Annotated in this window: 15 protein-coding genes and 1 riboswitch; of the genes, 9 read left to right on the forward strand and 6 right to left on the reverse strand. The window is 48.4% G+C overall.

What is annotated here, in order from left to right; translation table 11 throughout:
* Positions 1–58: 58 nt before the first annotated feature.
* The 3 genes from H142_RS15195 to H142_RS0109590 all read right to left on the reverse strand — a co-directional run bounded on the left by H142_RS15195 (position 59) and on the right by H142_RS0109590 (position 3,778).
* A complete protein-coding gene (locus tag H142_RS15195) occupies positions 59–1,333 on the reverse strand; it encodes a nucleotide sugar dehydrogenase (protein ID WP_083899004.1) in 1,275 nt (424 codons plus the stop codon).
* A gap of 43 nt (positions 1,334–1,376) precedes the next feature.
* Positions 1,377–2,489 carry a non-hydrolyzing UDP-N-acetylglucosamine 2-epimerase gene (gene wecB / locus H142_RS0109585; RefSeq protein ID WP_324602982.1) on the reverse strand — a complete coding sequence of 371 codons (1,113 nt, stop codon included), beginning with the start codon at positions 2,487–2,489 and terminating at the stop codon, positions 1,377–1,379.
* Positions 2,490–2,650: 161 nt separating this feature from the next.
* Complete coding sequence (locus H142_RS0109590) at positions 2,651–3,778, reverse strand: glycosyltransferase (RefSeq protein ID WP_026147943.1); 1,128 nt, start codon at positions 3,776–3,778, stop codon at positions 2,651–2,653.
* Positions 3,779–4,421: 643 nt separating this feature from the next.
* On the opposite strand from H142_RS0109590, the gene H142_RS16855 reads away from it, so the two are divergent.
* The 5 genes from H142_RS16855 to H142_RS15210 all read left to right on the forward strand — a co-directional run bounded on the left by H142_RS16855 (position 4,422) and on the right by H142_RS15210 (position 10,791).
* A complete protein-coding gene (locus H142_RS16855; RefSeq protein WP_156811987.1) occupies positions 4,422–4,760 on the forward strand; it encodes a hypothetical protein in 339 nt (112 codons plus the stop codon).
* 639 nt (positions 4,761–5,399) lie between these two features.
* On the forward strand, positions 5,400–7,448 hold the full coding sequence (locus tag H142_RS0109610) for a glycosyltransferase family 2 protein (protein ID WP_233341661.1): 2,049 nt from the start codon (positions 5,400–5,402) through the stop codon (positions 7,446–7,448).
* 51 nt (positions 7,449–7,499) lie between these two features.
* On the forward strand, positions 7,500–8,291 hold the full coding sequence (locus tag H142_RS0109615) for an ABC transporter permease (RefSeq protein WP_017931924.1): 792 nt from the start codon (positions 7,500–7,502) through the stop codon (positions 8,289–8,291).
* Between the two features lie 2 nt (positions 8,292–8,293).
* The gene (locus H142_RS15205; protein WP_017931925.1) at positions 8,294–9,070 is read left to right on the forward strand and encodes an ABC transporter ATP-binding protein; all 777 of its coding nucleotides are present in this window, start codon (positions 8,294–8,296) and stop codon (positions 9,068–9,070) included.
* 194 nt (positions 9,071–9,264) lie between these two features.
* Entirely contained in the window at positions 9,265–10,791 is a 1,527-nt protein-coding gene (locus H142_RS15210; protein WP_169331842.1) for a glycosyltransferase family 4 protein, read from the forward strand.
* On the opposite strand, the gene H142_RS0109630 is transcribed toward H142_RS15210, so the two are convergent.
* The 3 genes from H142_RS0109630 to H142_RS17160 all read right to left on the reverse strand — a co-directional run bounded on the left by H142_RS0109630 (position 10,767) and on the right by H142_RS17160 (position 16,970).
* Complete coding sequence (locus H142_RS0109630; protein ID WP_156811988.1) at positions 10,767–12,437, reverse strand: glycosyltransferase; 1,671 nt, start codon at positions 12,435–12,437, stop codon at positions 10,767–10,769. The two genes, H142_RS15210 and H142_RS0109630, sit on opposite strands and share 25 nt — an antisense overlap.
* A 211-nt stretch (positions 12,438–12,648) precedes the next feature.
* Positions 12,649–13,215 carry a class I SAM-dependent methyltransferase gene (locus H142_RS16350; RefSeq protein ID WP_017931928.1) on the reverse strand — a complete coding sequence of 189 codons (567 nt, stop codon included), beginning with the start codon at positions 13,213–13,215 and terminating at the stop codon, positions 12,649–12,651.
* 209 nt (positions 13,216–13,424) lie between these two features.
* A complete protein-coding gene (locus tag H142_RS17160; protein WP_017931929.1) occupies positions 13,425–16,970 on the reverse strand; it encodes a M10 family metallopeptidase C-terminal domain-containing protein in 3,546 nt (1,181 codons plus the stop codon).
* Positions 16,971–17,144: 174 nt separating this feature from the next.
* Positions 17,145–17,338: riboswitch (cobalamin riboswitch) on the forward strand.
* A gap of 113 nt (positions 17,339–17,451) precedes the next feature.
* Between H142_RS17160 and H142_RS17165 the strand changes: the two genes are divergently transcribed.
* Genes H142_RS17165 through H142_RS15230 form a run of 4 tightly spaced genes read left to right on the forward strand, consistent with a single transcriptional unit; the run spans position 17,452 to position 21,833 of the window.
* The gene (locus H142_RS17165; RefSeq protein WP_017931930.1) at positions 17,452–19,368 is read left to right on the forward strand and encodes a TonB-dependent receptor plug domain-containing protein; all 1,917 of its coding nucleotides are present in this window, start codon (positions 17,452–17,454) and stop codon (positions 19,366–19,368) included.
* The gene (locus H142_RS0109650) at positions 19,319–20,116 is read left to right on the forward strand and encodes an ABC transporter substrate-binding protein (RefSeq protein ID WP_017931931.1); all 798 of its coding nucleotides are present in this window, start codon (positions 19,319–19,321) and stop codon (positions 20,114–20,116) included. The genes H142_RS17165 and H142_RS0109650 overlap by 50 nt, the downstream gene beginning before the upstream one ends.
* Complete coding sequence (locus H142_RS0109655) at positions 20,113–21,075, forward strand: FecCD family ABC transporter permease (RefSeq protein WP_017931932.1); 963 nt, start codon at positions 20,113–20,115, stop codon at positions 21,073–21,075. Before H142_RS0109650 ends, H142_RS0109655 begins: the two co-directional genes overlap by 4 nt.
* A complete protein-coding gene (locus H142_RS15230; RefSeq protein ID WP_017931933.1) occupies positions 21,072–21,833 on the forward strand; it encodes an ABC transporter ATP-binding protein in 762 nt (253 codons plus the stop codon). Before H142_RS0109655 ends, H142_RS15230 begins: the two co-directional genes overlap by 4 nt.
* Positions 21,834–21,838 lie beyond the last annotated feature (5 nt).

The following is a 21,838-nucleotide window of genomic DNA, read 5'->3' on the forward strand; positions in this document are numbered from 1 at the left end:
AGTGACAAAGCCGCTGGAAGCGGCTCGGCTCTGATATGGTGTTGGAATATTTCCTAAATCACTTTCCTGTGATAACCGTTTTATGAGGGAGTGCGTCTAATAGAGCAGGATTTAAAGCGCGCGGCCCGTCCACAATAATTGCGCTGGGCAGAAGACTCTTAAAATCCCCGACCTTTAAATCGCCATAGACAGAGTGCCTAGTCATAAGGAAAACTGCATCTGCGCCATCCAATACCTTGTCTAAATCGTGGCAGAGATTGGCGGAATTACCGCATTTAGGCGTAAATTTATCTACAAGAGGATCGTGCGTCATCCAGATGTAACCCTTGCGCGCCAGTTCAGCGATCAATAGCTCCGTAGGGCTATCTCTGGCGTCATTAATATTACCCCGGTAGGCTGCGCCCAAAATGGCAACTTTTTGGCCGCGCCTCAAACCAGCATGTTCCGCTCTATCAATAAGCCTTGAGGCTTGCGTATCATTAATATCGCGGCATGTTTTAAAGAGCTGGGTTTCACTGGGGAAAGCTTCAATAAGAAACCAAGGATCCACAGGAATGCAGTGCCCGCCTACGCCCGGTCCGGGCAAATGAACATTTACCCGCGGATGCATATTGGCTAGCGCAATAACTTCCAAGACATCAACGCCGACATGCTCTGAAATACGCGCGAAAACATTCGCCAATGCAATATTAACGTCGCGATAGGTATTTTCCATAAGCTTCGAAAATTCTGCAGACGCCGCCGTCGTCAGTATAGGGTCGCCTTTGCAAAACGACGCGTAGAACGCTTTGGCCCGCTGCGCCGCGTGCGGGGTGACGCCGCCAATCACTCTGTCATTTTCTAAAATTTCGCGAATTGTATCGCCCGGAAATACTCTCTCGGGGCAATAGCACAGATCTATTTGAACCTCGCGCTGGCTGAAAATTCCGCCAATCACATTTTGCGTTGTTCCAATCGGGCTAGTTGATTCCAATATGACTAAGTCGCCGTCCTTCAGATACGGCAAAACGGACTGAGACGCGGCCCGGACCATGTCTAAATTTGCGGTCTTATCACGCGAAATTGGCGTTGGAACACATATGATGAAAATGTCCGCAGGCATAATGTCCTGTGACACAGTTAGTGTACCATCCTGCAAAACAGACGCAATCAAAGCATTCACATCATCTTCGTGAAAATCAACCCGTGAAGCCTTTAAAGCAGCTACCAATTTCTCATCCACATCAACGCCGTGAACCCGGTATCCCGCCCGCGCGATCAACGCCGCGGTCGGCAATCCGACATAGCCAAGCCCTATAACTGTAACATTTTTAATCGCACTACTCCGGCTCAGACTTTATGATGAAATATTGTATTGAGACGACTTATAAAGCTTTTTATAAAGCTTTGCTTAGAATGTCACAGATACGGGCCGATGTTTTACCGTCGCCATAAGGATTTTCATCCACCTGCATCTTAAGTCTCTCTGCAGGGTTAGCCAATAAATAACGCGCTTCTTTGTAAATGTTTTCCGGATCAACGCCAACAAGTTTTGCCGCGCCGATCTCTACGCTCTCTTTGCGCTCTGTCGACTCTCGCATGATCAATACCGGAACCTTGAGGCTCGGCGCCTCTTCCTGAATGCCTCCGCTATCGGTTATGATAAGTGAAGCCGCGCTCATCAACGCCACAATTTGTGCATATCCGACAGGCGCTATAAGCTGAATATTATCAATGCCTTCAAGCTCTTTTTGAGCAATCTCTTTGACATTGGGATTAAGGTGCACCGGATATATAAATTCAAAATCCGTAAACTCTCCGGCCAGCTTTTTAAAAGCTTTGAAAATCATACGAAAATGCTCGTGATTTTCTCGCCTGTGTCCCGTAATGAGGACCATTTTTTTGCCCTTAATATCCACCGGAAGGTTGACGGGCTTTGACAAAATATCCAAAAGCGCATCAATTACTGTATTTCCGACAATATGAATTTCGCCGGACAGCGCTTCACTGCGAAGATCCTGCGCCGGTTTTGGCGTCGGCGCGAAATGCCAGCGGGCCACCCTTGCCGCCATTTGCCTATACCCCTCCTCGGGATAAGGTTTTTTCAGATCATATGTTCTTAGCCCCGCCTCAACATGACCAAAATCAATCTGGCGGTTGAATGCGGCAAGAGCGGATGCCAAGACAGTTGTCGTATCCCCTTGCGCAAGGATGCAATCCGGGCGCTCTGAGTCAATCAAGTCACCGAGTCCAGTCAGGCTTTTCGTCAGAACCTCACTTAAGTTTTGATTGTGGGTCATGACATTAAGATCAAAAGACGGCGCTATCCCGAAACAATCAAAAACCTGATCAAGCATTTCTCTATGTTGACCCGTTGAAATCAAGACAGGATAGAGCATCTTATGGCTCCGCATCGCTTTGTACACAGGCGCCATTTTAATTGCTTCGGGCCGTGTCCCGACAACTATAAACACCTTTTTCATGCAGTCTGAACCTCTAATGTAAGCCATATGTTATAAAGACCAAGTCATAAGCATTATAAAATGCTCTGCAATGTGAAAATTGCAGAGCAATATCTAAAATAACACGCGCTGCAAGCGGGCAATAAATGGCTTGGCCTGCGATGTGATCTGTTATTTAAAACGCTGGATTTCCAGTCCGGGCTTCGTGATCAACGAGTGCTGAGGGCCATAAGCTCTAAGAATTGATACGCATAAAAGAGTTGGTCAGATTGCGAGTGCGCGGCTTCATTTCTGACAGGACGAATTACCGTAGTGTCCTTGATAATGTGAGGCGGGTTTTCCATCTCATCAATAACGGCATGCCAATCCCTTGGGCAGACAAGCAGAATTGGCTTATCAAGCGCACAATATTCATAAAATTTACCGGATGGCGACATAGCCCCTTCGGAAGTAAAGAGCATCAAAATATCCGCTTGAGCTTGCATCGCTAACGCGTCGGGCAGGCTTAATACACCGTGATACTCGATATCAGACGTGGTCTGAAATTTTGAAAGCGTATCTAATTCCTGTGACGTAAGGCGTCCTGCAATATGTAGACGATCATTGTCTTTAGCGAGTGCGCAATATTGCTCCAAAGCCTCCTCAAATTTGCGTCCCGGATCTGACAGCGAAAAACTACCGGTATATACAATGTTATTCTTATCATGCGGTAATAATGCGGCGTCTCCCTCGGGCATAAGAGTGAGAGGTATCGCGAAATTTGGGATAACCGCAAAAGGCATATTGTCGGCAGTATACGAAGCAATTTCTGCCGCAATATGCTCATCAGTGGCTGCGACAGCATTGACGGATTTCATGAGCCTGTTGGCGATGGCCGTTTCGCGTAGTCTGCGTACGGTTTTTAGTCGGTCTTTGCGTAGGGGATTTTTCAACCAAAAATCACGGAAATCGGCGAGCCATTGGCAACCATAATGCGTTTTTAGTATTTCTCCGGCAACGTGTATCGATTCGGGGGGGCTGGTCGTAATGATCCAGTCGGGCCGTGCCAGTCCGGATATCTTAACTGCCTTAGCCACCCTCCTCGCCCAGCGGATGTCAGGGTCCGGCAGCAAAAGAGCCTCGCGGGCAAAATCCCGGATTGGCGTCGTTCGGGCGGGAGCCTCATCAAAATCGGGACTGGAATTCGCATGAAAAATAGACAGTCCGGGCACGCCATCCGGGAGCTCTGGCGCAACAACATTGACCGAGTGCCCCAGCGCTGTTAACGCGAGAAAGAGTCCATATGGCCGCCTCGCACCGCCGGATACAGCAGGCGGGAAATGGCGTGTTATGATCATTATATTCAACTTGGCACCTTACTCAATTATATATGTCCACTATACGCTGCGCGTTGCGATACCCCGTCTAGAGCGAATATCTGATCACCGCAATGAATTGCATAATCCTATATTGTTAACCGCTGCAATTATGCGCGATCAGCTGAAAAAAATACAGTGGATTATTGAAAAAATTTAACTTTTCACGCCTTAACATTTCTCCCTAGCGTTAATCTCGCCTTCCTGATTTTAACGGATCATTCGCCTTGATACCCTTGCCCGCACTGCCTAAAAGCCGTACTAAGATTATTAAATTTTATTGAGGCAAATGTATCTCGATAATTTTAGTGTTGGTACCGAATACGGCAACATCAGACCGCCGCGTTATACGGTAAAGTCATTCGCTGCAAAAAGCGGGGCACACCGTTTAAATCGTTGGCGTCACCACCACGGATAAATCTTCAACAAAGTCCATTACCGGCGATCAAATTCCGGTTACCCGCTGCAATTGGCGAGCCGCCTTGTACAGAAAATTGTTCATGGACATCGTTCTCAGATATATAAAATTTGGTATAATCGCTCTTATCGCCTTTGCTATTTTGTTCTTGCTTGCGATTAAACCGGGATGCGGCGCATTCAAATCAATCTTCTCTGATGCGCATATATGTTTGGACAGGAAATTCCACGCACCTTGGCTTATGGATTGTTAATCTTTTTTACAGTTATGGGGCTTGCTGTTTTAAGCATTGTTTACCAAATATTGGGCCGCAAATCAGGAGGCTTCGGCGCCATTGGAAATATTATGCGTTCCGGTAAAGTTGCGGATAATTACGCTCAGCTTGGCAAAATACAGGTACCGGAAAAGACCCGTTTAATTTACGCATGTTTAACTGGATTGTCAGCATATCAAAGCGTGACGATGACATGGAATGGAAGCTTAATATTGTCTATTGCCACGAGGACGCTACGCTCCTTGCGGGAATGCGCCTTAAGAAAAAGCTGAAATGCCGCCTTATTTATGATGCCCATGAAATTTATGATAATGTGGTCAATAAGTTCGACGTTCAATCATTAAACTATCATGAAATTGTGCAGTTTCCGGGTTTGGACCAACAATCGCGGCCAGAGCGCCAAGCTCGGCAAAGTTACGGGCCAAGTTTTTCCCCAGTAAGCACAGCCGATAACGGCTATATTTTTTTCATTTATTGAATATCACGGCAAAGGCCGCCCTTTCGATTCGCCCACGGCGTATACATATCCCGCATTAATTTCGGTTGTATATAGTAATGCAGCTTTATGAGGGCAACAGCAAATTCACGTTTTTACAGATTATGTTTCAAGGTCTTAGCACATGAGCATCATTAAAATCAGACCTCATAAGACTCAGGCGAGCTAGAGACAATATTAAAGCAGAAACTGTGTTACGAGGCACACTGAATCTAGGGTGAACAAGCTTTCAGAACTAATAGCTGCAATTGACTCACTCGCCTATGTAATCCAACATAAATTCATAATATTTGAATCAAAAGTCTTTGACCATATTGACTTATAAGCCTTGAGACTCATCATGCAGACCATAGCCTCCCCTGTAAAAATTCCGTGCGACATAATTTTAGGGTCGCGCGTTCAGCAAACCCACCTTTTGTCGCATGAGCTGAGAAAGAAAAAGTTGAGGGCAGATGATTCGGGGCTAATGACATTAAAATGCCGAACCCGCGACAAAGTCTATTTGACAACCAGCAATATTACGCTTCGTTTTAATGCGCTTCCAACATTAGAGTTGTTGTTGGAAAAAGCCGGAACCTTCTCAACAGTTTGCATTAGGACCGATTTGGCAAAATCTAACACGGTCAGATTAGGGCTATATGTATTGCTGTATTCAGAGACAAGACGGATTGATGGCATGTCATATGAACTTAAAGAGGGTGTGACAGAAACGCATTTTGAAATACCCGAAAATGCTGCAAGTTTTGGCCTCGCTGTGCGCGCCTCCGGCAAAGGAACGTTTCAATTTAATACGCTCTCGCTAACTTTTACGAAACGGGCTTTAGCGGACTTTAAAATGCCCGTTGCGACGACATTTTTAGACAGCTCAATTTTAGCCTTTCATAGCTCACCCGAGCTTGAAACGAAGCTGGAATTTCAGACGCTATTGGACAGCGAAGACCCATTTATAAGAGATGCGGCGCAATATTGCCTGTCTGAAAACCCCGCGCTTGCAAACAATACTTATGGCGCGCTTTGGTTTCTTCTAGCCAACAATAAAGAGCATGCGGTAATGAGCATTTTAGACGCTTATGGTGACCTGCTTGGTGATCGGCAACACCGACTTCGCCTAAGCGGCTTAACAAGTCTTTTGAAAATGCAAAGCGCCGTCGATTATTTTGAAAATCTACCTTCAAAATTTAAAGACAGCGCGCATGAGGTGAAGTTTTATATTCGCGCACTTATATCAACACAACAAACAGCAAAATTAAAAATTGCAGTTCAAGATCTACTCTCACAACCCAAGCCGCATACCGGGCTAATAAATACTTTCGCTGAGAATGCAGAGCGGCTATCTGATAATGAATTAAAAATTATTGTGCAAATTCTTCTCAATAAAAACAACTCCGCGCTAGACTACTCAACCGTCATTTATTTTTATGATTTGCTCCATTCCCGGCAGATGACCGCTACCGCGCAAAGCCTAGCCTCTTTAATGGAGGAGCGCCGCGACAAAAGCAGTGCCGGCGATATAATTAACCGTCACCTTCTTTACGCGAATTTGGCTTTTCGAAACAGAAATTATGACCTGCAAGAAAAATATATCAATGCCGCATTTGAATGTAGCGGCCTATTGCCGGTCACTCGAATTGATACGAAAAAACCATTTGCCGCAGACAATATATTTGCATCACAGAACGATAGCTATGTAGCCAAAACCGTTGAAGGCGGCCCGCTTGTTACGGTTATTGTCACATCACATAATTGCGAAACCGCCCTCGCCAATTGCGCGGCATCTATTTTAAATCAGACCTATCGACATATTGAACTTATCATCATTGATGGTGCGAGCACAGATAAAACGCCCAACATTATTAGAAATATCGCCAAATCTGACTCCCGAGTCCATACGATTTTTTTGAAAAAAAATAGCGGAAAGTTTGTATCCAGAAATCATGGAATTGGGCTTGCAAAAGGTCAATATATTATCTGTCAGAACCCTAAGGATTGGGCGCATCCCGAAAAAGTTCACCGCATTGTCAGTGAATTTCAATGTAATGAAGACGCCGTCGCGATTGAAGCTGGTCATATTAATATATCAGGCTCTGAAGGCGCTCAAGCTCGGCCCGGCGGCTATCTTCAAAAAGACGTATTATCACCGGCCTATAACCACGAAGAGCTTTCTGAAAGCATCGGATTTTACGATCCTGTCCCAACGGGAGCAGATGCAGAGTTTAGATCACGAGTGGTGCGTTTATACGGCAAAGATAGCATAAACAGTTTGAACGCCCTCTTGACTGTCAATGATCTGCGTAATGAGACCGGAGGCATAACCTCTTCGCAAAAACAATATTTTCAACGTTTTCAAGAGGCCCATGAAATAGAATTTTTTGAACGTGGGAAACCCGCACTTTATTTACCAAAACAGCTTATATTGCGCGACATTAAAGCGCCGAAGAGTCCCTCGAAAGGTAAGACAATATAGATGACGCCTTGCTGAGCACCATTGAACTTTTGATAGAGAATAGAGAATGCTATGATGAACATGTCACTCTTTGATGATCTTGCCTCCAGTCTAAAAAACTGGCGGTTCTGGGCGCGTTTTGCGTGGCAGGATGTTGTCAACGCTAATATTCGGACACATGCCGGCATCGTGCTTTATCCCGTCTTAGCGGCGATTTGGATTGTCACAATCAGCATTCTTTTCGGTGATATTCTCGGCGCGGATCGCGATGATTTTATGGCCTATGTCGGCGTTGGTTATGTTGTCTTCACATTCATCAGCGGCTGTATTACTGCCTCATATAGTGTTTTTAGCCGTAATCTGAAAATCATACAAAATGTCCCAATCGGAATAATGAATTTCCCCTTGCGCGAAACCTCGCGGTTCTTGTTTCAAATGCTCCTGCAATGCATCACAGTTGCGATTATATTCGTTGCAACAGATATTAACCTTACACTACAGGCTTTCTGGATTATTCCCGCGGTCATTTTTTTAATAATATTTGGCTTATGCCTCACCCTTTTATTTGCAATTATTGGCACATATTTACCGGACCTGGCGGCACTAACCAGTTCGTTCATGCGGCTACTGTTTTTTATTACGCCGATCTGGTGGTATCCGGGTCTTCGCGGCGGTACGCGCGCCTTAATTGCTGATATGAATCCGATTACTCATTTCATCCGGTTGTTTCGCTATCCACTTTTGGAAGGCGGGCCACCTCCGCCTTTGACCCTTATAATGACCGCAGGATCAATGTGCCTTGCGCTTGTCGTGACGCTCTGTCTTTTCGCGGCAACGCGGCGTCATATTTTGCTAAGGCTATAACCGTGATTAAGATTGAAAATGCGTCATTTCGCTATCCCGTGTTTCAGAAAAATATTCGGCCGGATGTCGGCATGTCCGAAATTGGCGGAACGATTATCAAAGAGAAAAACCGGTATTATGTTGAGGCGCTAAAAGACTTAAATATAACACTCAAAAACGGTAGCCGCGTTGGATTGATCGGATTAAATGGATCCGGGAAAACTACACTCCTTAAAGTCTGCGCGGGCATCCTGCCTCTAACGTCGGGTAAAATCACGGTTCAGGGTGATATCTCTACACTTTTTGCGTCGACAATTTTCTCTAACCCGCATCTGACAGGCGTTGATAACATCAAGCTCTTAGGCGCAATCTGCGGGCTGCGTCGACGTGACGTCAAGATTATAATAGAAGACGTCACCGAGTTTTCTGAATTAGGCGCTTTTATGGATATGCCCGTGCGCACTTATTCTGCGGGAATGCGCTCGCGGTTGGGGTTTGGTTTCGCCACGAGCTTAAAACGCGACGTGCTGTTAATTGACGAAGTAATCGGCGCAGGCGATTTATCATTTTATCAAAAGGCCCGCGACAAAGTCACAGATATGCTCGACACTGCGTCGACAATTATTATTGCCTCACACTCCGTATCTGTCATTAAAACGTTCTGCACAACTGTGTTATGGATGCGAAATGGTCATATTGAAGCCTATGGTGATGTCGATAAGATCACTGCAGACTATGTTAAATATGTGAAAAAGCGCGGCGCCGAAAAACGCTCTGCTATTAAAGGGCAAATCAAGTGAAGCCGAAAAGAGCGCGACCTATGCCTCGTCAATCCATATCTCCCGAAACTTTCAAAAAATGGGGAATTGCGCCTCGCCAAACTATGCATGTTCGCGACTACATCTCTGTAGCCATAAGCAAATTTACACGTTTTTTTTGGACAATCTCACCTGCATTAGCTGAAAGATTTTGCCGGATTTTTTATTTGGGCGATATGTCCAAAGGATATATGCGTCTATATTGGGCCACCAATAGCCTTGACGCGGAGATGCCTGACTATCTGACCAAAGCGATCCATTACGGCGCAGAGGATACAGAAGCATTGAAGAAGTTTGTCACCGACACCTATAGAAAAGGTCATTTAAAAGATGTTCCGGTCGAGTCCAAAGCTTTGCTTAAAACTCATCGTTTCGTCCGGTTGATTGCCAATATAAAGTCCAGTCTTGATTTGTTAGATAATGGTTACGCCCTGCCCGTACGGGATCCGCGGCGGATGTATACGCCGAAAAAAAACACAGTATTATATCTGCTACATAACTCGCTACCGATTAACAGCGGCGGCTATGCAACCCGCACGCACGGGATATTAACAGGACTGGCACGCGCGAAATTCAAAGTAAAAGGCGTGACGCGTCTTGGTTTTCCGCAAGATCGTGGCAAGAAATATAATGCGCAAACCTATCCGGATTTTGACATAATTGAGGGCGTAGACTATCTCCGGCTTCAATCCGATGTGTACGGGCTGGGGCGTCTGCCAATGCGTGACTATATTGACCATAATATACATGCCCACCGGGCGCTTATTGAGACGCATAAGCCGGCTATAATCCACGGCGCGTCAAATTTTATCAATGGCGTTACCGCTACAGCCTTGGCGCGATTATATGGATTAATAAGCATTTATGAAGTTAGGGGGCTTTGGGAAATAACCCGAATGTCACGCGAGCCTGAATATGAGGGCACGGACGCCTTTAATCTGTATGTGAGAATGGAGACGGAAGCCTGCCGCAATGCTGATCATTGTTTTGCCATTACCGGCGCGTTGAAAAACGAAATGGTGCGCCGCGGCGTCGACGCAGATAAAATCACAATTATACCTAATGGCGTCGATACATCACGGTTTAACCCAATGAACAAGGACGAGGATCTTAAGGCGGAGCTGGGCTTTGCGCCTGATGATTTGATTGTCGGATATATTGGCTCAATCGTCGATTATGAAGGTCTAGACTATTTAATGATGGCGCTATCTCTGATTAAAAAACAGGGTCACAAACATATCAAAGCGCTTATTGTGGGCGACGGTGATCGCTTGGATGAGATCAAAGCGCTTAGCCAAAAGTTAAAGCTTAATGACTTAGTGCTCTTTACGGGCCGTATTCCCCATGACGATGTTGAGCGCCATTACTCAATAGTCGATATCGCGCCTTTTCCGCGCAAAGGGATGCCGGTGTGCGAAATGGTTTCGCCGCTTAAACCGTTTGAAGCCATGGCGATGGGTAAGCCGGTTATCATATCCAATGTCGCCGCCATGAAGGAATTTGTCATCGACGGACAGACCGGAATTATTATAGAAAAAGATAATCCGCAGAGCCTTAGCGAGGGAATACTCCGCCTCGCGCTTGATGAGTCTTTGCGCATATCTACAGCAAATCAGGCACTAAAATTTGTACGTGAAGAGCGCGATTGGCGCGTCATTTCTGAAAAAATAGCGGCGGTTTACCGGCGGCTTTTATCGCAATAGTGTGCGTTAATCTGATTATAGATCTCTAATAAGTTTTCAGTCTGCTTAACCCAATTGCGCTCCGTCCTGATCCAGTGGCGGCCCGAGCGTCCCAAGGACTCCCGCAGGGGTTTATCGTCTGCAATATCGTTCATTTTGCGGCGTAGATCAGCACCATTTCCCGCTTTAAATAAAATTGCAGCCTGACTTTGTTCGGCGATTTCCGATAGAGGCTGGACGTCAGACATCAAACACGGGACGCCGGATTGAAACGCCGTAAACGGCTTTATCGGCGTGACAAGGCGCGTAACGTCAGAGGGCAGACGCGGAATGACAATAACATCAATCGCGTTATGCAAGGCGCGCGCCTCCGTGTTGGACAGACGCGTTAAAAATTTCATATTATCGCTATGGGCCGACTGTTTCATCCGCGTGCGAATTGCAGCATTCAGCGAACCGCTACCGGCGACCATCAGGCGAATATCGCCGCGCGATTTGCAAAGCGCTTCAAAGGCATCAAGCAGTAAAAACAGTCCCTCATAATCAACCAAACTACCGATATAGCCAAATGTGCAGAACTCAGCGTCATCGCCCCCGTTTTTAAATAATGGCGGGGCAATTTCTTCCGGCGATACGTTTTCATTTCCTATTGGCCCGCCAGACATTCCGCAATTCGGCAATATTCCCACAGCATCGGCGTTCACGCCAGCGTCGATAATCATATCGCGCAGCTGTCCGTTTAATGCTAAAACGAAATCAGACCGTGTGCTGACAAAGCTCTCCATATTTGTTTGCGCTTTGAACCCCGGTGATTTTCGGTATCCTTTGTGCGTAACCAGCCGCGTCAATTCCCAGCGACCCCGCATCTCATATAGTGTCGGAAGCCTGTGACGTTTTCCGGCAATCCCTCCGGCGAGTCCCGTTAAAAAGTTAGAGCCGCTATGCACAATATGAGGCTGATACATATCAATGACGCGCGACACCCCATCACAATATTTTGTAAGATAGCGATCAACAGAAATATCGTCCATGCCAAGTGGGTCCAGCGCATAATAGTGAACGCCATCAATCGTCTCATCTTGCGCTATCGCGGCTTCATTGAGATTAAGCCTTGGCTTCGTCACCACTGCGACCTCAAGGTCATGTCCGATAAGCGCCTTTGCGATCTCATGCGTTCTGATCGCGTAGCCATTCCAGTTTTGCCGGGGGTCGGAATGTGCCACAAGCAAGATGCGCGATACCGGGCCATTATGATTATCACCGGGCAGGCCCGGAACCATCACTTGATCTGAAAATTCAATTTTTCCTTCGGCCCAATCGAAGAGCGTATGGCTAAGATCAATGGCGTGTTGAGTCCAAGCATCTTCCGAGCGTTGCGGTATTTTGCGGCGATTAGAAAACCGGTGAGCCGCAAGAAGTCCGCTTAAAGCCCGGGTGTCGCGAGTTTCAAAATTCGTCACAAGGCTGTCAAATGGCGACCCAATAGATAAATAACTTCGCAAAATATTGACTTGTCGCCGCCACACGGCCTTCGGGAAATTTGATTTAAACTTATCAATGACATTTGGAATTTGAAAAGGATTAGACGCAATACGCCTCGCGCTATAGGTCAGGATCATTCGCACGCCTAAAGGCTGAGCAGGATCATCATGTCGGTTGGACGTCAAAATGCATCGGCCTTATATAGTAATATCAAGAGGCTAACAGCTAAGCGGTTAAGCGTAAATTGAATTGCAGATAAAATTTTATCAATTACGCGGTCTGGTTTAACGATGCCGGGCAAGATGAACTCGACTTCATAGCGGCAAATTATGGTATGGAGTTCCCAAGATCATCCTTCGCTGTTGTGCCGCTGGCATATTGCCATTTGATGGGTCCTTAATACGTTTCTTCGATCATGACCCACGCCATATCTTTATGGGATGAGAAGTATGTGAACTCGGCATTAGGGAATAATTTGTTTAACCGGCGGCGCGTGTAGCGCTGCTTATGAAAATGAGGTAGCGGCTCTTTTTCGCAATAGGGCACGGTTAAAATCAACTTGGAATCCGTAACACGCCGAAGCTCTGCGATCGCCACTAACATATCTTGATTGCCCAAATGCTCAATTACTTCCATGCACGTTACTGTTTCAAACTGACCGTCCTTAAACGGCATATCCGTGACGGATGCATAGTCCATAGTGATAGATTTGGAGAGGTCTAAAAAACCGCTATGCGGTGATAAATCCAATCCTGTAATACTCTCAAATGAGGGCTGCACTTTAGAGAGTAAGTTTACAAATTGTCCTGCCCCCACGCCAACGTCAAGGATTGCGCCGCGTGACCCAATTTGATCGCCGACATAAGACCAGCGTAAAAAATCGGTACGACGGAGGTAAGCGCGCTGCGTTTTTTTATAAACCTCGGAATAGGCCAAGTAGGTTTCCATGGCCTCATCGCTCATTTTAGAGCTTTCAATGAGGATAACTTTATCAACGCAATATATGCCTATTTTATTACTCCTCAACTAGGGATTACAATGAAAATGAAAGCCGGGTGACTTGAACAATGCTGACTATCAGGCGTGTCCATAGACGGAATAATAAATGCAAACGGGTCAATCCAAAAGTCTGATTGGCCCGGTAATGCGTTTATTTATCATGGACTAAGCGTTTAGATCATATGGAAGTCAGGCCCGGAATCTATGTCATCATAGCCAATATTATAGGCGTCAAAGGGACCGACTTCATGATTTTCCACATCCGAAGAATCTAGGCTAGTGAGAAGCTGGCCAAGGTCTGTTGAGTCTTCTACATAGTCTTCACAGACCACGACTTTATCAAAATTAAAGCCTGTATCGATATCGAGCACTTCGCTAACAGCATCCTTGTCCTGAACCACAAGCGGAACAGACGCAGCAGTAAATTCAAAATTCGAATTATCAAAGCCTGTTGCATCTAAACCATCTAAACGAAGCGTGCCGACAGATGAGACAATAAAGCTATTCGTGCCATCAAATGTGATTGTCAAATCATCTACGCTGGTCGGGCCGGATGTATACCGCAGAATGTCAGTGCCGACTTCAAAATCTACGATGCGGTCACTTCCGGACGATGCGCCAAACTCAAATATATCGTTTCCGTTTCCGCCATTCATAATATCGTTACCGGCGCCGCCAATGAGTGTATCATCGCCGGAGCGACCAAAGATTGTGTCGTCACCGGAGCGGCCTTTAATCGTCTCATTGCCTGATTTACCGCGCAGGTTGTCATTAAAATCTGTACCTGTAAGATTTTCAATGCGGTTAAAGACATCGCCTGCGGCTTCGCCCGTATTTACGGATGCATTTGCCATATCAATGATTAAGCCTTCAGTTGCGGAGCGGTAATCCACCGTATCGTTACCTTCGCCGCCAAAGAGCTCATCTGCGCCCGCACCGCCAATCAACAGATCATCACCATCGCCGCCCAGAAGCGTGTCATTGCCGGTACCTCCCAGCAATGTATCATTGCCAGCTCCGCCATCAAGAACATCGTCACCGCCACGGCCTGTAATCGCGTCATCGCCGGAGCGGCCTTTAATCGTTTCATTGCCTGACTTGCCACGTAGGCTGTCGTTAAAGTCTGTACCGGTGAGATTTTCAATCCGGTTAAAGACGTCACCAGCGGCTTCGCCCGTATTCACAGAGGCTGTCTGCATATCAATGATCAGGCCTTCAGTCGCTGCGCGATAATCAACAGTGTCATTACCTTCGCCGCCAAAGAGCTCATCCGCGCCCTCACCGCCGAGAAGCAAGTCATCGCCATCACCACCAAGCAGCGTGTCATTGCCGGAATTACCAAACAATGTGTCATTGCCGGCTCCGCCGTCCAGAATATCATCACCGCCGCGGCCCGTAATCGCGTCATCACCGGAGCGGCCTTTGATTGTCTCGTCGCCTGACTTACCGCGCAAGCTGTCATCAAAATCTGTTCCGGTAAGGTTTTCAATCTGGTTGAAGACATCGCCGGCGGCCTCACCCGTATTTACGGATGCCGTCTCCATATCAATGATAAGGCCCTGAGTCGCAGAGCGATAATCGGATGTATCATTACCAGCACCTCCAAAAATATTGTCCGCGCCAGCGCCGCCAAGGAGAAGGTCATCCCCGTCGCCGCCATTTAATGTGTCGTCGCCATCGCCGCCAAAGAGCGTATCATTACCCGCATCACCGCTTATATTGTCATTACCGGCATCACCATAAACACTATCATTGCCGTCGCCGCCAAAAACGTCATCATTACCGTCATTACCGCGCAATTGGTCATTACCGGCAAGACCTTGAACATTATCGTTACCGCCCAGAGCCAGAATGACGTCATCGCCGCTTGTGCCAACAAGAGTATCATCATTTTCTGTTGCCGTCGTCGTGTCTTGCGAGATAGCGAACGTCTCATCACCAATTTTGATAAACTCAATATCGCGAAGCGTATCTGTTCCGTCCGTTCCGGTATTGGCCGTGACGGTATAGGTGCCGTCACCATTATCAGTTATTGTAAGTTCACTGAAGGCCGCGACATTATACTCAGCATAATCCGTGCCTTCGCCGCCATCTAAAATATCATTACCGGCATTGCCTTTCAATATATTATCGGCGAAATTACCCGTAATCGTGTCGATACCCGAGCCCCCGATCGCGTTTTCAATAATGGTCCCGCGCGCAATGGAAATAACGTTTATCAGGGCGTCTGTAACGTCTTGGCCTGTGTTCGTATTGTCACCGACCGATGACCAACTCTCTTGAATCAAGCTGATTTTTTGATTGGCTGAATAGCCGGAAAAATCGAGTGTATCAATGCCGCCGGTATCCCAAATTGAATAAGACGGGATGCGGATATTTTGATTGGCCCAATCTTGTGAGTCAAAAATGCTCCCGACTTCTGTCGTATTAAAGCCATAAACGCTGTCGCCGCTGCGCGTTGAATTATTTACGCCGTAAAGATCCTGCACAGCCAAAATGTCTGCAATTTGAGCGCCAAGAACTAAACGCGCCGTACCAAAACCGGATTCGAGTTGATTAAAATAGGACATGACCGTTGTGCCCCAACTGTCGTTGGTATAGATCGCGTCAACATTATACTCAGCCTCCCCATTATAAGGACCCCCGTGACCGAGGCCCAAGGCGTGACCGATCTCGTGAATATAGGTTTGATAGGAATAGCTGTTTATATCTGTACCATATGTGTCGATCCAATCAGCTTGGGAGACGTTAATAACAACATTATTAATGGTGGAGCCAGTTGAGGTTGTTCGTGCAAAGGCGCCCTCATCTGTATCTTCAAAGACGAAATCAGAGCCGGCTTGTACATTGCTCTCGACAAAGTTTAAATTAGCAACAGAGGCCCACATCTCCATTGCGGCGAGCGCCAAAGCGCGCGAGGCTGCGGGCAATTCTGCATTAAAAAAATAACTTATTGTTGTCCCGTTACTGGCATCGCTATCTGCATCATCATGCGTGCGGCGAGCCGAGTTACCGGAAATCAAATAATCTGAAATTTGATCCAGGGTGAAATCTTCAAGCGGGGGAAGCAAATCAAATGTCAATGTATATTGACCCGTCGAGGTCACACCGTTCGCATCAGCATAGGCTTGAGCATCTATGTAATATGTGCCTGAAACATCAGCAACGAACCCCAAACGTGAATTAAGACCAGAGCCGCCATCATCATTTTCTTTTAATAAGTTACCTGCGGCGTCACGGATTTGCAAAAGCGGGTCAGATAAAGAATCCGCGCCTGATCCATCCAAATTGAACACATAACGCTCTCCTGCAGTCAATTCCACTTTAATCCAGTCGTGGTCACCGGACACACCAATTTCTGCGGTTAAAGAATTGCCTAGTGCCAAAGTGGCCGTCGTTGACGCATCTCCGGCGATATCATTACCGGGGAAGTATTGCGGACCTTTTCCAGCATTAGGTGCTAAATTATAGACGGTATCCAAATCGCCGATTGCGGCTCCCCCTTTAGCAGGGCCAAAACCGTCAAGATGAGGATAGACATCATAGTGGCTGTCTTCGCTATGGTCATAAGCGTCTAAATCAAAATTGAAGAAATCAAGAGTTATATCGCCGGGCAATAGGGCATCCGCAAAATCGGCAAATGGCTGAGTTTGTAACAGACTGTCTCCAAAGCGACCGGAATAGAAATCTTCATGAATTGGATCAAAAGCGTTAAACATGGACAGTCCCTCTTATGCTCTATAGCCCCCTAAAAAGGGCCCGGCTCAATATTATTTATGTATCAATATCAAATATAACTATTTTCTTTCACAGTCAAAGTCCGCAAATCGTCACAATTACGTGCAAATGTGTCTTACATATGACGATCTGAACCTTGTTTGAACGCAAATTCGTGTTACAGGCCGCTTATTGGTGCCCTTAATCGGGCTTAATCGGGAACTCCGGTGCGGCAGAAATGCTCAGTCCGGGACTGCTCCCGCAGCTGTAATCGGCAAGGCTGTTTGCATATGTCACTGACCTTGGTCGGGAAGACGCAGACGACCAATTGAGCCGAAAGTCAGAAGACCGGCCAATAACGTCGCCAGCGCGGCCCGGGCGGGATGCACCGAGGCGCATGGATCACAGGACGACGTCCTGACCAATGACGACATCTTTATTTAATCCGCGCTCTGGCTTGCCAATGCGCAAGATGGAGTCGTTATGAAACGCTTTTTATGGGCCTGCGCATCCGTGGCCGCCTTATCAACCCCCGCCTTGGCACAATCTCACATTGCCTATAAAACATGCATGCCAATCGTGGATGAGAGCCGCGAGGGCAATCCTGCTGATCTTGTCTGTAGCGGGGAAAACGATATTGTTTCGATCGGACAACGGATTGGGAACAGCAAAGCAGATACGCTTACCGCTCCGGTATCGGTCATCGGACGCGACTTTATCGACGCGCGCGGTGCGTCATATGTCACCGACCTGCTTCGCACGCTTCCCGGCCTATCGGTTAACCAATCCGGGCCCGCAGGCAGCCTGACGCAAATTCGCATGCGCGGATCAGAAGCCAGTCATACTCTCGTTTTGATTGATGGCGTCGAAGTCTCCAACCCGGCATCCGGAGAGTTTGATTTCTCAGGCCTGCGCGCCGACGATGTCGTCAAAATCGAAGTGCTGCGCGGAGAGCAATCCGCGCTTTACGGCTCTGACGCCATTGCCGGCGTGATCAATATTATCACGCTGGCAGGCGAAACGGGTCCAAAATTTAGGGCCTCTGTCGAAGGCGGCAGCTTTAGCACGTTTAATAGCCAGGTCTCGGCCGTAATTCCGATCAAAAGCGCGGCGCTTTCAGTCAATGGGAATGTCTTTCAAACCGACGGATACGACATTTCCGGCCTTGGCGGTGAAGACGATGGCTCACAAAGCCGGAGCCTGAATGTCGGTCTGAACCGCGTGGACATGGGCGGGCTCACCCTCTCGGGAAAATTCGGCTTCAGCACGCTCTTATCCGAATTTGACAGCGATAGTGACTTTGACGGGCGTCTAAATAATATGGGTGATGAGTCCACCCGTGAAACCTACACAGCGCGCCTTGACGGACGCTTTAATGCTATCGGGTTTAATAATCTCCTGACCGCAAACTTTAACGAGATTACGACTGATACAAATGGCGCATTTGACAATATTTCCGTTGGCACGCGCGAACAATTTAGCTGGGCCGCCAAACGTGAAGTTGGCGAGTTGGGCGCGCTGACTATACTGGCCGAAACAGAGCAAGAATCCTACACTATTACGCCCAATTTTTCGGGCAATCCCGATGCGCCGGAAAATCGCAATTCAGCGCTTGCCGCAGATTATCAATATAGCCGCGACACATGGTCGTTTTCCGCCTCCGCCCGCCGCGATTTTAATGACCGTTTCGAGGATGCCACAACATGGCGCGTCGGCGCGGGGTATAATTTTCCATGGGACGCGCGCGCGCGCATCTCGGTCGGTGAGGGCGTGAAAAACCCGTCATTAATTGAGCTATTCGGATTTTATCCGGCGCAGAATTTTACCGGCAATCCTGATTTAAAACCCGAGACATCCCTCGGTTATAATATTGGGTATGAGCAAAGCTTCAGCGGCGGTTCTGTTAGCATTGATTATTTCAAATCAGAGCTTGAGGACGAAATATTTACCGACTTCTCCGGCTTCCTGTTCCTGCCGCGTAACCGCTTAACGGACAGCACACGCGAAGGTGTTGAGATTGAGGGGCGCTGGTTACCGGTTGAAACTTTTAATGTGCGGGGGTCAGCCACAGTTCTGCGTGCCGAAGAAAACGGCGTGACAGAAATTCGCCGTCCTGAATTTTTCGCCAGTGCAGCTGCTGTCTGGACGCCGACAGATTCACTGTCTTTGACGGTGTCTGCCGACCATACAGGCGAGCAATTAGATACAAATTTCGGATCCTTTAGCGTTGTCACACTGGAAGCATTCACCCTTGTCGCCGCAAATCTGCGCTATACGCTCGGTGAGAACTGGTCCGTAAATCTGCGCGGTGAGAATTTACTCGATGAAGATTATCAAGAGGTATTCGGATATGCATCGCAAGATCGCGGCGTTTATTTCGGTCTGTCTGCTGACTTCTAGCGCCGCCGCGCAGGAGCTGTCAGATATGCCCCGCATGGCGAGCACATCTTTGTGCGGGGACAGCTATGTTCTGGCTTTGGCAGAGGACAATCAGATCGCGGCATTGTCGTGGCAGTCGCGCGGTCCCTTATCGCTGGCGAGTGAGGCGCAAAAAGCGCTTCCGCAAGCGTGGGATGAGGCTGAGCGACTCATTGCGCTTTCGCCGGATATTGTCATTTTCGGCCCCGGTGAAGGTTATGAAACACAGTCGGTATTAGAAGCGGCGGGGATTAAAATTCTGCGTCTGGATTGGGGCGAGGACGAGGCTGCGCTTATTAATAATTTAGCAAAATTTGACAGAGTCTTTATGCCCGCCGGACAGCGAGAATATCCGCCAAACCGCCCTTCAATTCTCTATCTGTCACGCAGCGGCGGAAGCGCGGGCGGCGGTACATATATTGACACGCTGATAAAGCGTATTGGCGGGCAGAATATCTGGGCGGAACACGGCGACCGTAAGGGGTGGTTCACCCCTGATGCCGAGCAGCTAGCCATGGTAAATCCTGATTTTATTATCACCGCCTATATGTCCGATGGATTCGAATCCGCCCAGGCCAAAGCCGTAACGGGCGGCGTGCATCGCCGCCTGCTCAAGACCACACCATCCGTTGAAGTGCCGGGCAAATATTTATCCTGTATGTCGCCGGCGTTTTACAAAGCGGTTGAGATCGCCCGCGACGGTTTTGACGCGTGGAGGGACGCGCAATGAAGCTTTTATGGCTCATCATTTGCGTGATTGGGATCACCTTCGCCTCGCTCTTAATCGGCAGCGCTGATATTAAGCCGCTCGCAGCTCTCTACGCATTACTCGGACAGGGCGAGCCTGCGCATGTCCTCATTATGCAACAGCTGCGCGTGCCGCGCGCTGTACTCGGCCTTGCCATCGGCGCAGGATTGGGCGCGTCGGGCGCGGCGCTGCAAGGGTATAGCCGCAACCCGCTTGCCGATCCCGGTATATTAGGGTTTAGTGCCTGCGCGGCCCTTGGCGCGGTCACGGCCCTTTATTTCGGCCTTCGCGCCTATGTGCCGCTTTTTGCTTTGCTTGGCGCAGGGTTAGGCGCCGCGCTGCTGTTAATTTGGGTGCGTCAAAGACAGCGCGCCAGCGTGCTCATCCTCGCAGGCGTCGGTCTCGGCGCCTTGGCCACCGCCCTCACAGGCCTCATCATGAATTTCGCGCCTAATCCGTGGGCGCTGTCGGAAATTGTCTATTGGATGATGGGCAGCCTGCGAGAAGCGGGGCCAAGTGCGCTGCTCTATTGCCTGCCCCTCACGGCCATAGGTCTCATCCTGCTGTTTATCACCGCCCCCGATCTACGCGCTTTAGCGCTAGGGGAAGATACGGCGCAAAGTCTGGGCGTTTCGCTCCCGCGCCTTCAAATCCTGCTCGTCACAGGCGTTGCATTTTGCGTCGGCAGCGGGGTCGCTGCCGCCGGGGCAATCGGCTTTGTTGGCCTGTTTATTCCCCATATTCTGCGCGCCTTAATCGGCGCTGACCCCGCGCGGCTTGTGCCGACTTCCGCGCTGGCGGGCGGCGGGTTTTTAGTGCTGGCCGATATAGCAACGCGGGCCATTTCCAGTAATGGGGCCACGCTCTATCTGGGCATCCTAACCTCGCTCATCGGGGTGCCGTTTTTCCTCTGGCTCGCCACGCGAAAGATGCCCTCATGAGCGCGCTTATTTTTGACAATCTGACGGCAGGATATGGCGGCAAACCTGTTATAACCTCGTTAAGCGCATCGGCGCAGCCGGGGAAATTCATTGCTGTATTAGGACGAAATGGCTGCGGCAAGTCTACGCTTTTGAAGACTCTGGCTGGCGTCATCCCAGCCCAATCCGGTTTTGTCAAACTTGGTGATAAACCGACTTCTCGCTTTACCCGCCGGGAGCTGGCCAGACAGATCGCCTATCTATCTCAGACGCGCGATATGATCTGGCCGCTGACTGTACGCGACATTATCGCGCTGGGCCGAGCGCCCTATCGCGGGCCCTTAGGAAAAATCAGCACAGCGGGAGAGGCTAAAATTGACGCGGTTATCCTGCAATTGGGACTGCGTGATTTTTCGTCCCGCTCCGTTTTACAGCTGTCGGGCGGAGAACAAGCCCGCGTTTTGCTCGCACGGGTGCTGGCCGTCAATGCACAGGTTCTGCTTGCCGATGAGCCCTTTGCCAGCCTTGACCCCGCCGCGCAAATTGAGTTGACCGAAGTTTTAAAAAATGAAGCACGGTCAGGGAAAACGGTTATTGCCGCTATGCATGACCTCGCCATTGCCTATCATTACGCCGATGAAGTCTGGCTGATGGGTCACGGCGCATTTATAGCTAAAGGCCGGCCTGAAGACGTGATGACGGATATATATTTAAGGGAGGCCTTCGGCATTCGCACGCCCGAAGGCGGCTTTACTTTGCCGAGAATAGCCAACGTTTAGCGCGG

Origin of the sequence: Robiginitomaculum antarcticum DSM 21748 (assembly GCF_000365025.1) — a bacterium.
GTDB classification, from domain to species: domain Bacteria; phylum Pseudomonadota; class Alphaproteobacteria; order Caulobacterales; family Maricaulaceae; genus Robiginitomaculum; species Robiginitomaculum antarcticum.

What these genes read in the sequence shown, in the direction of transcription:
- H142_RS16350 (WP_017931928.1), bottom strand. Translation starts at nt 13,215, where the DNA reads ATGAGCGATGAGGCCATGGAAACCTACTTGGCCTATTCCGAGGTTTAT.
- H142_RS17165 (WP_017931930.1), top strand. Translation starts at nt 17,452, where the DNA reads ATGAAACGCTTTTTATGGGCCTGCGCATCCGTGGCCGCCTTATCAACC.
- H142_RS17160 (WP_017931929.1), bottom strand. Translation starts at nt 16,970, where the DNA reads ATGTTTAACGCTTTTGATCCAATTCATGAAGATTTCTATTCCGGTCGC.
- H142_RS0109590 (WP_026147943.1), bottom strand. Translation starts at nt 3,778, where the DNA reads ATGATCATAACACGCCATTTCCCGCCTGCTGTATCCGGCGGTGCGAGG.
- H142_RS15230 (WP_017931933.1), top strand. Translation starts at nt 21,072, where the DNA reads ATGAGCGCGCTTATTTTTGACAATCTGACGGCAGGATATGGCGGCAAA.
- wecB (WP_324602982.1), bottom strand. Translation starts at nt 2,489, where the DNA reads ATGGCTTACATTAGAGGTTCAGACTGCATGAAAAAGGTGTTTATAGTT.
- H142_RS15210 (WP_169331842.1), top strand. Translation starts at nt 9,265, where the DNA reads ATGTCCAAAGGATATATGCGTCTATATTGGGCCACCAATAGCCTTGAC.
- H142_RS0109615 (WP_017931924.1), top strand. Translation starts at nt 7,500, where the DNA reads ATGATGAACATGTCACTCTTTGATGATCTTGCCTCCAGTCTAAAAAAC.
- H142_RS0109650 (WP_017931931.1), top strand. Translation starts at nt 19,319, where the DNA reads ATGCATCGCAAGATCGCGGCGTTTATTTCGGTCTGTCTGCTGACTTCT.
- H142_RS16855 (WP_156811987.1), top strand. Translation starts at nt 4,422, where the DNA reads ATGTTTGGACAGGAAATTCCACGCACCTTGGCTTATGGATTGTTAATC.
- H142_RS0109655 (WP_017931932.1), top strand. Translation starts at nt 20,113, where the DNA reads ATGAAGCTTTTATGGCTCATCATTTGCGTGATTGGGATCACCTTCGCC.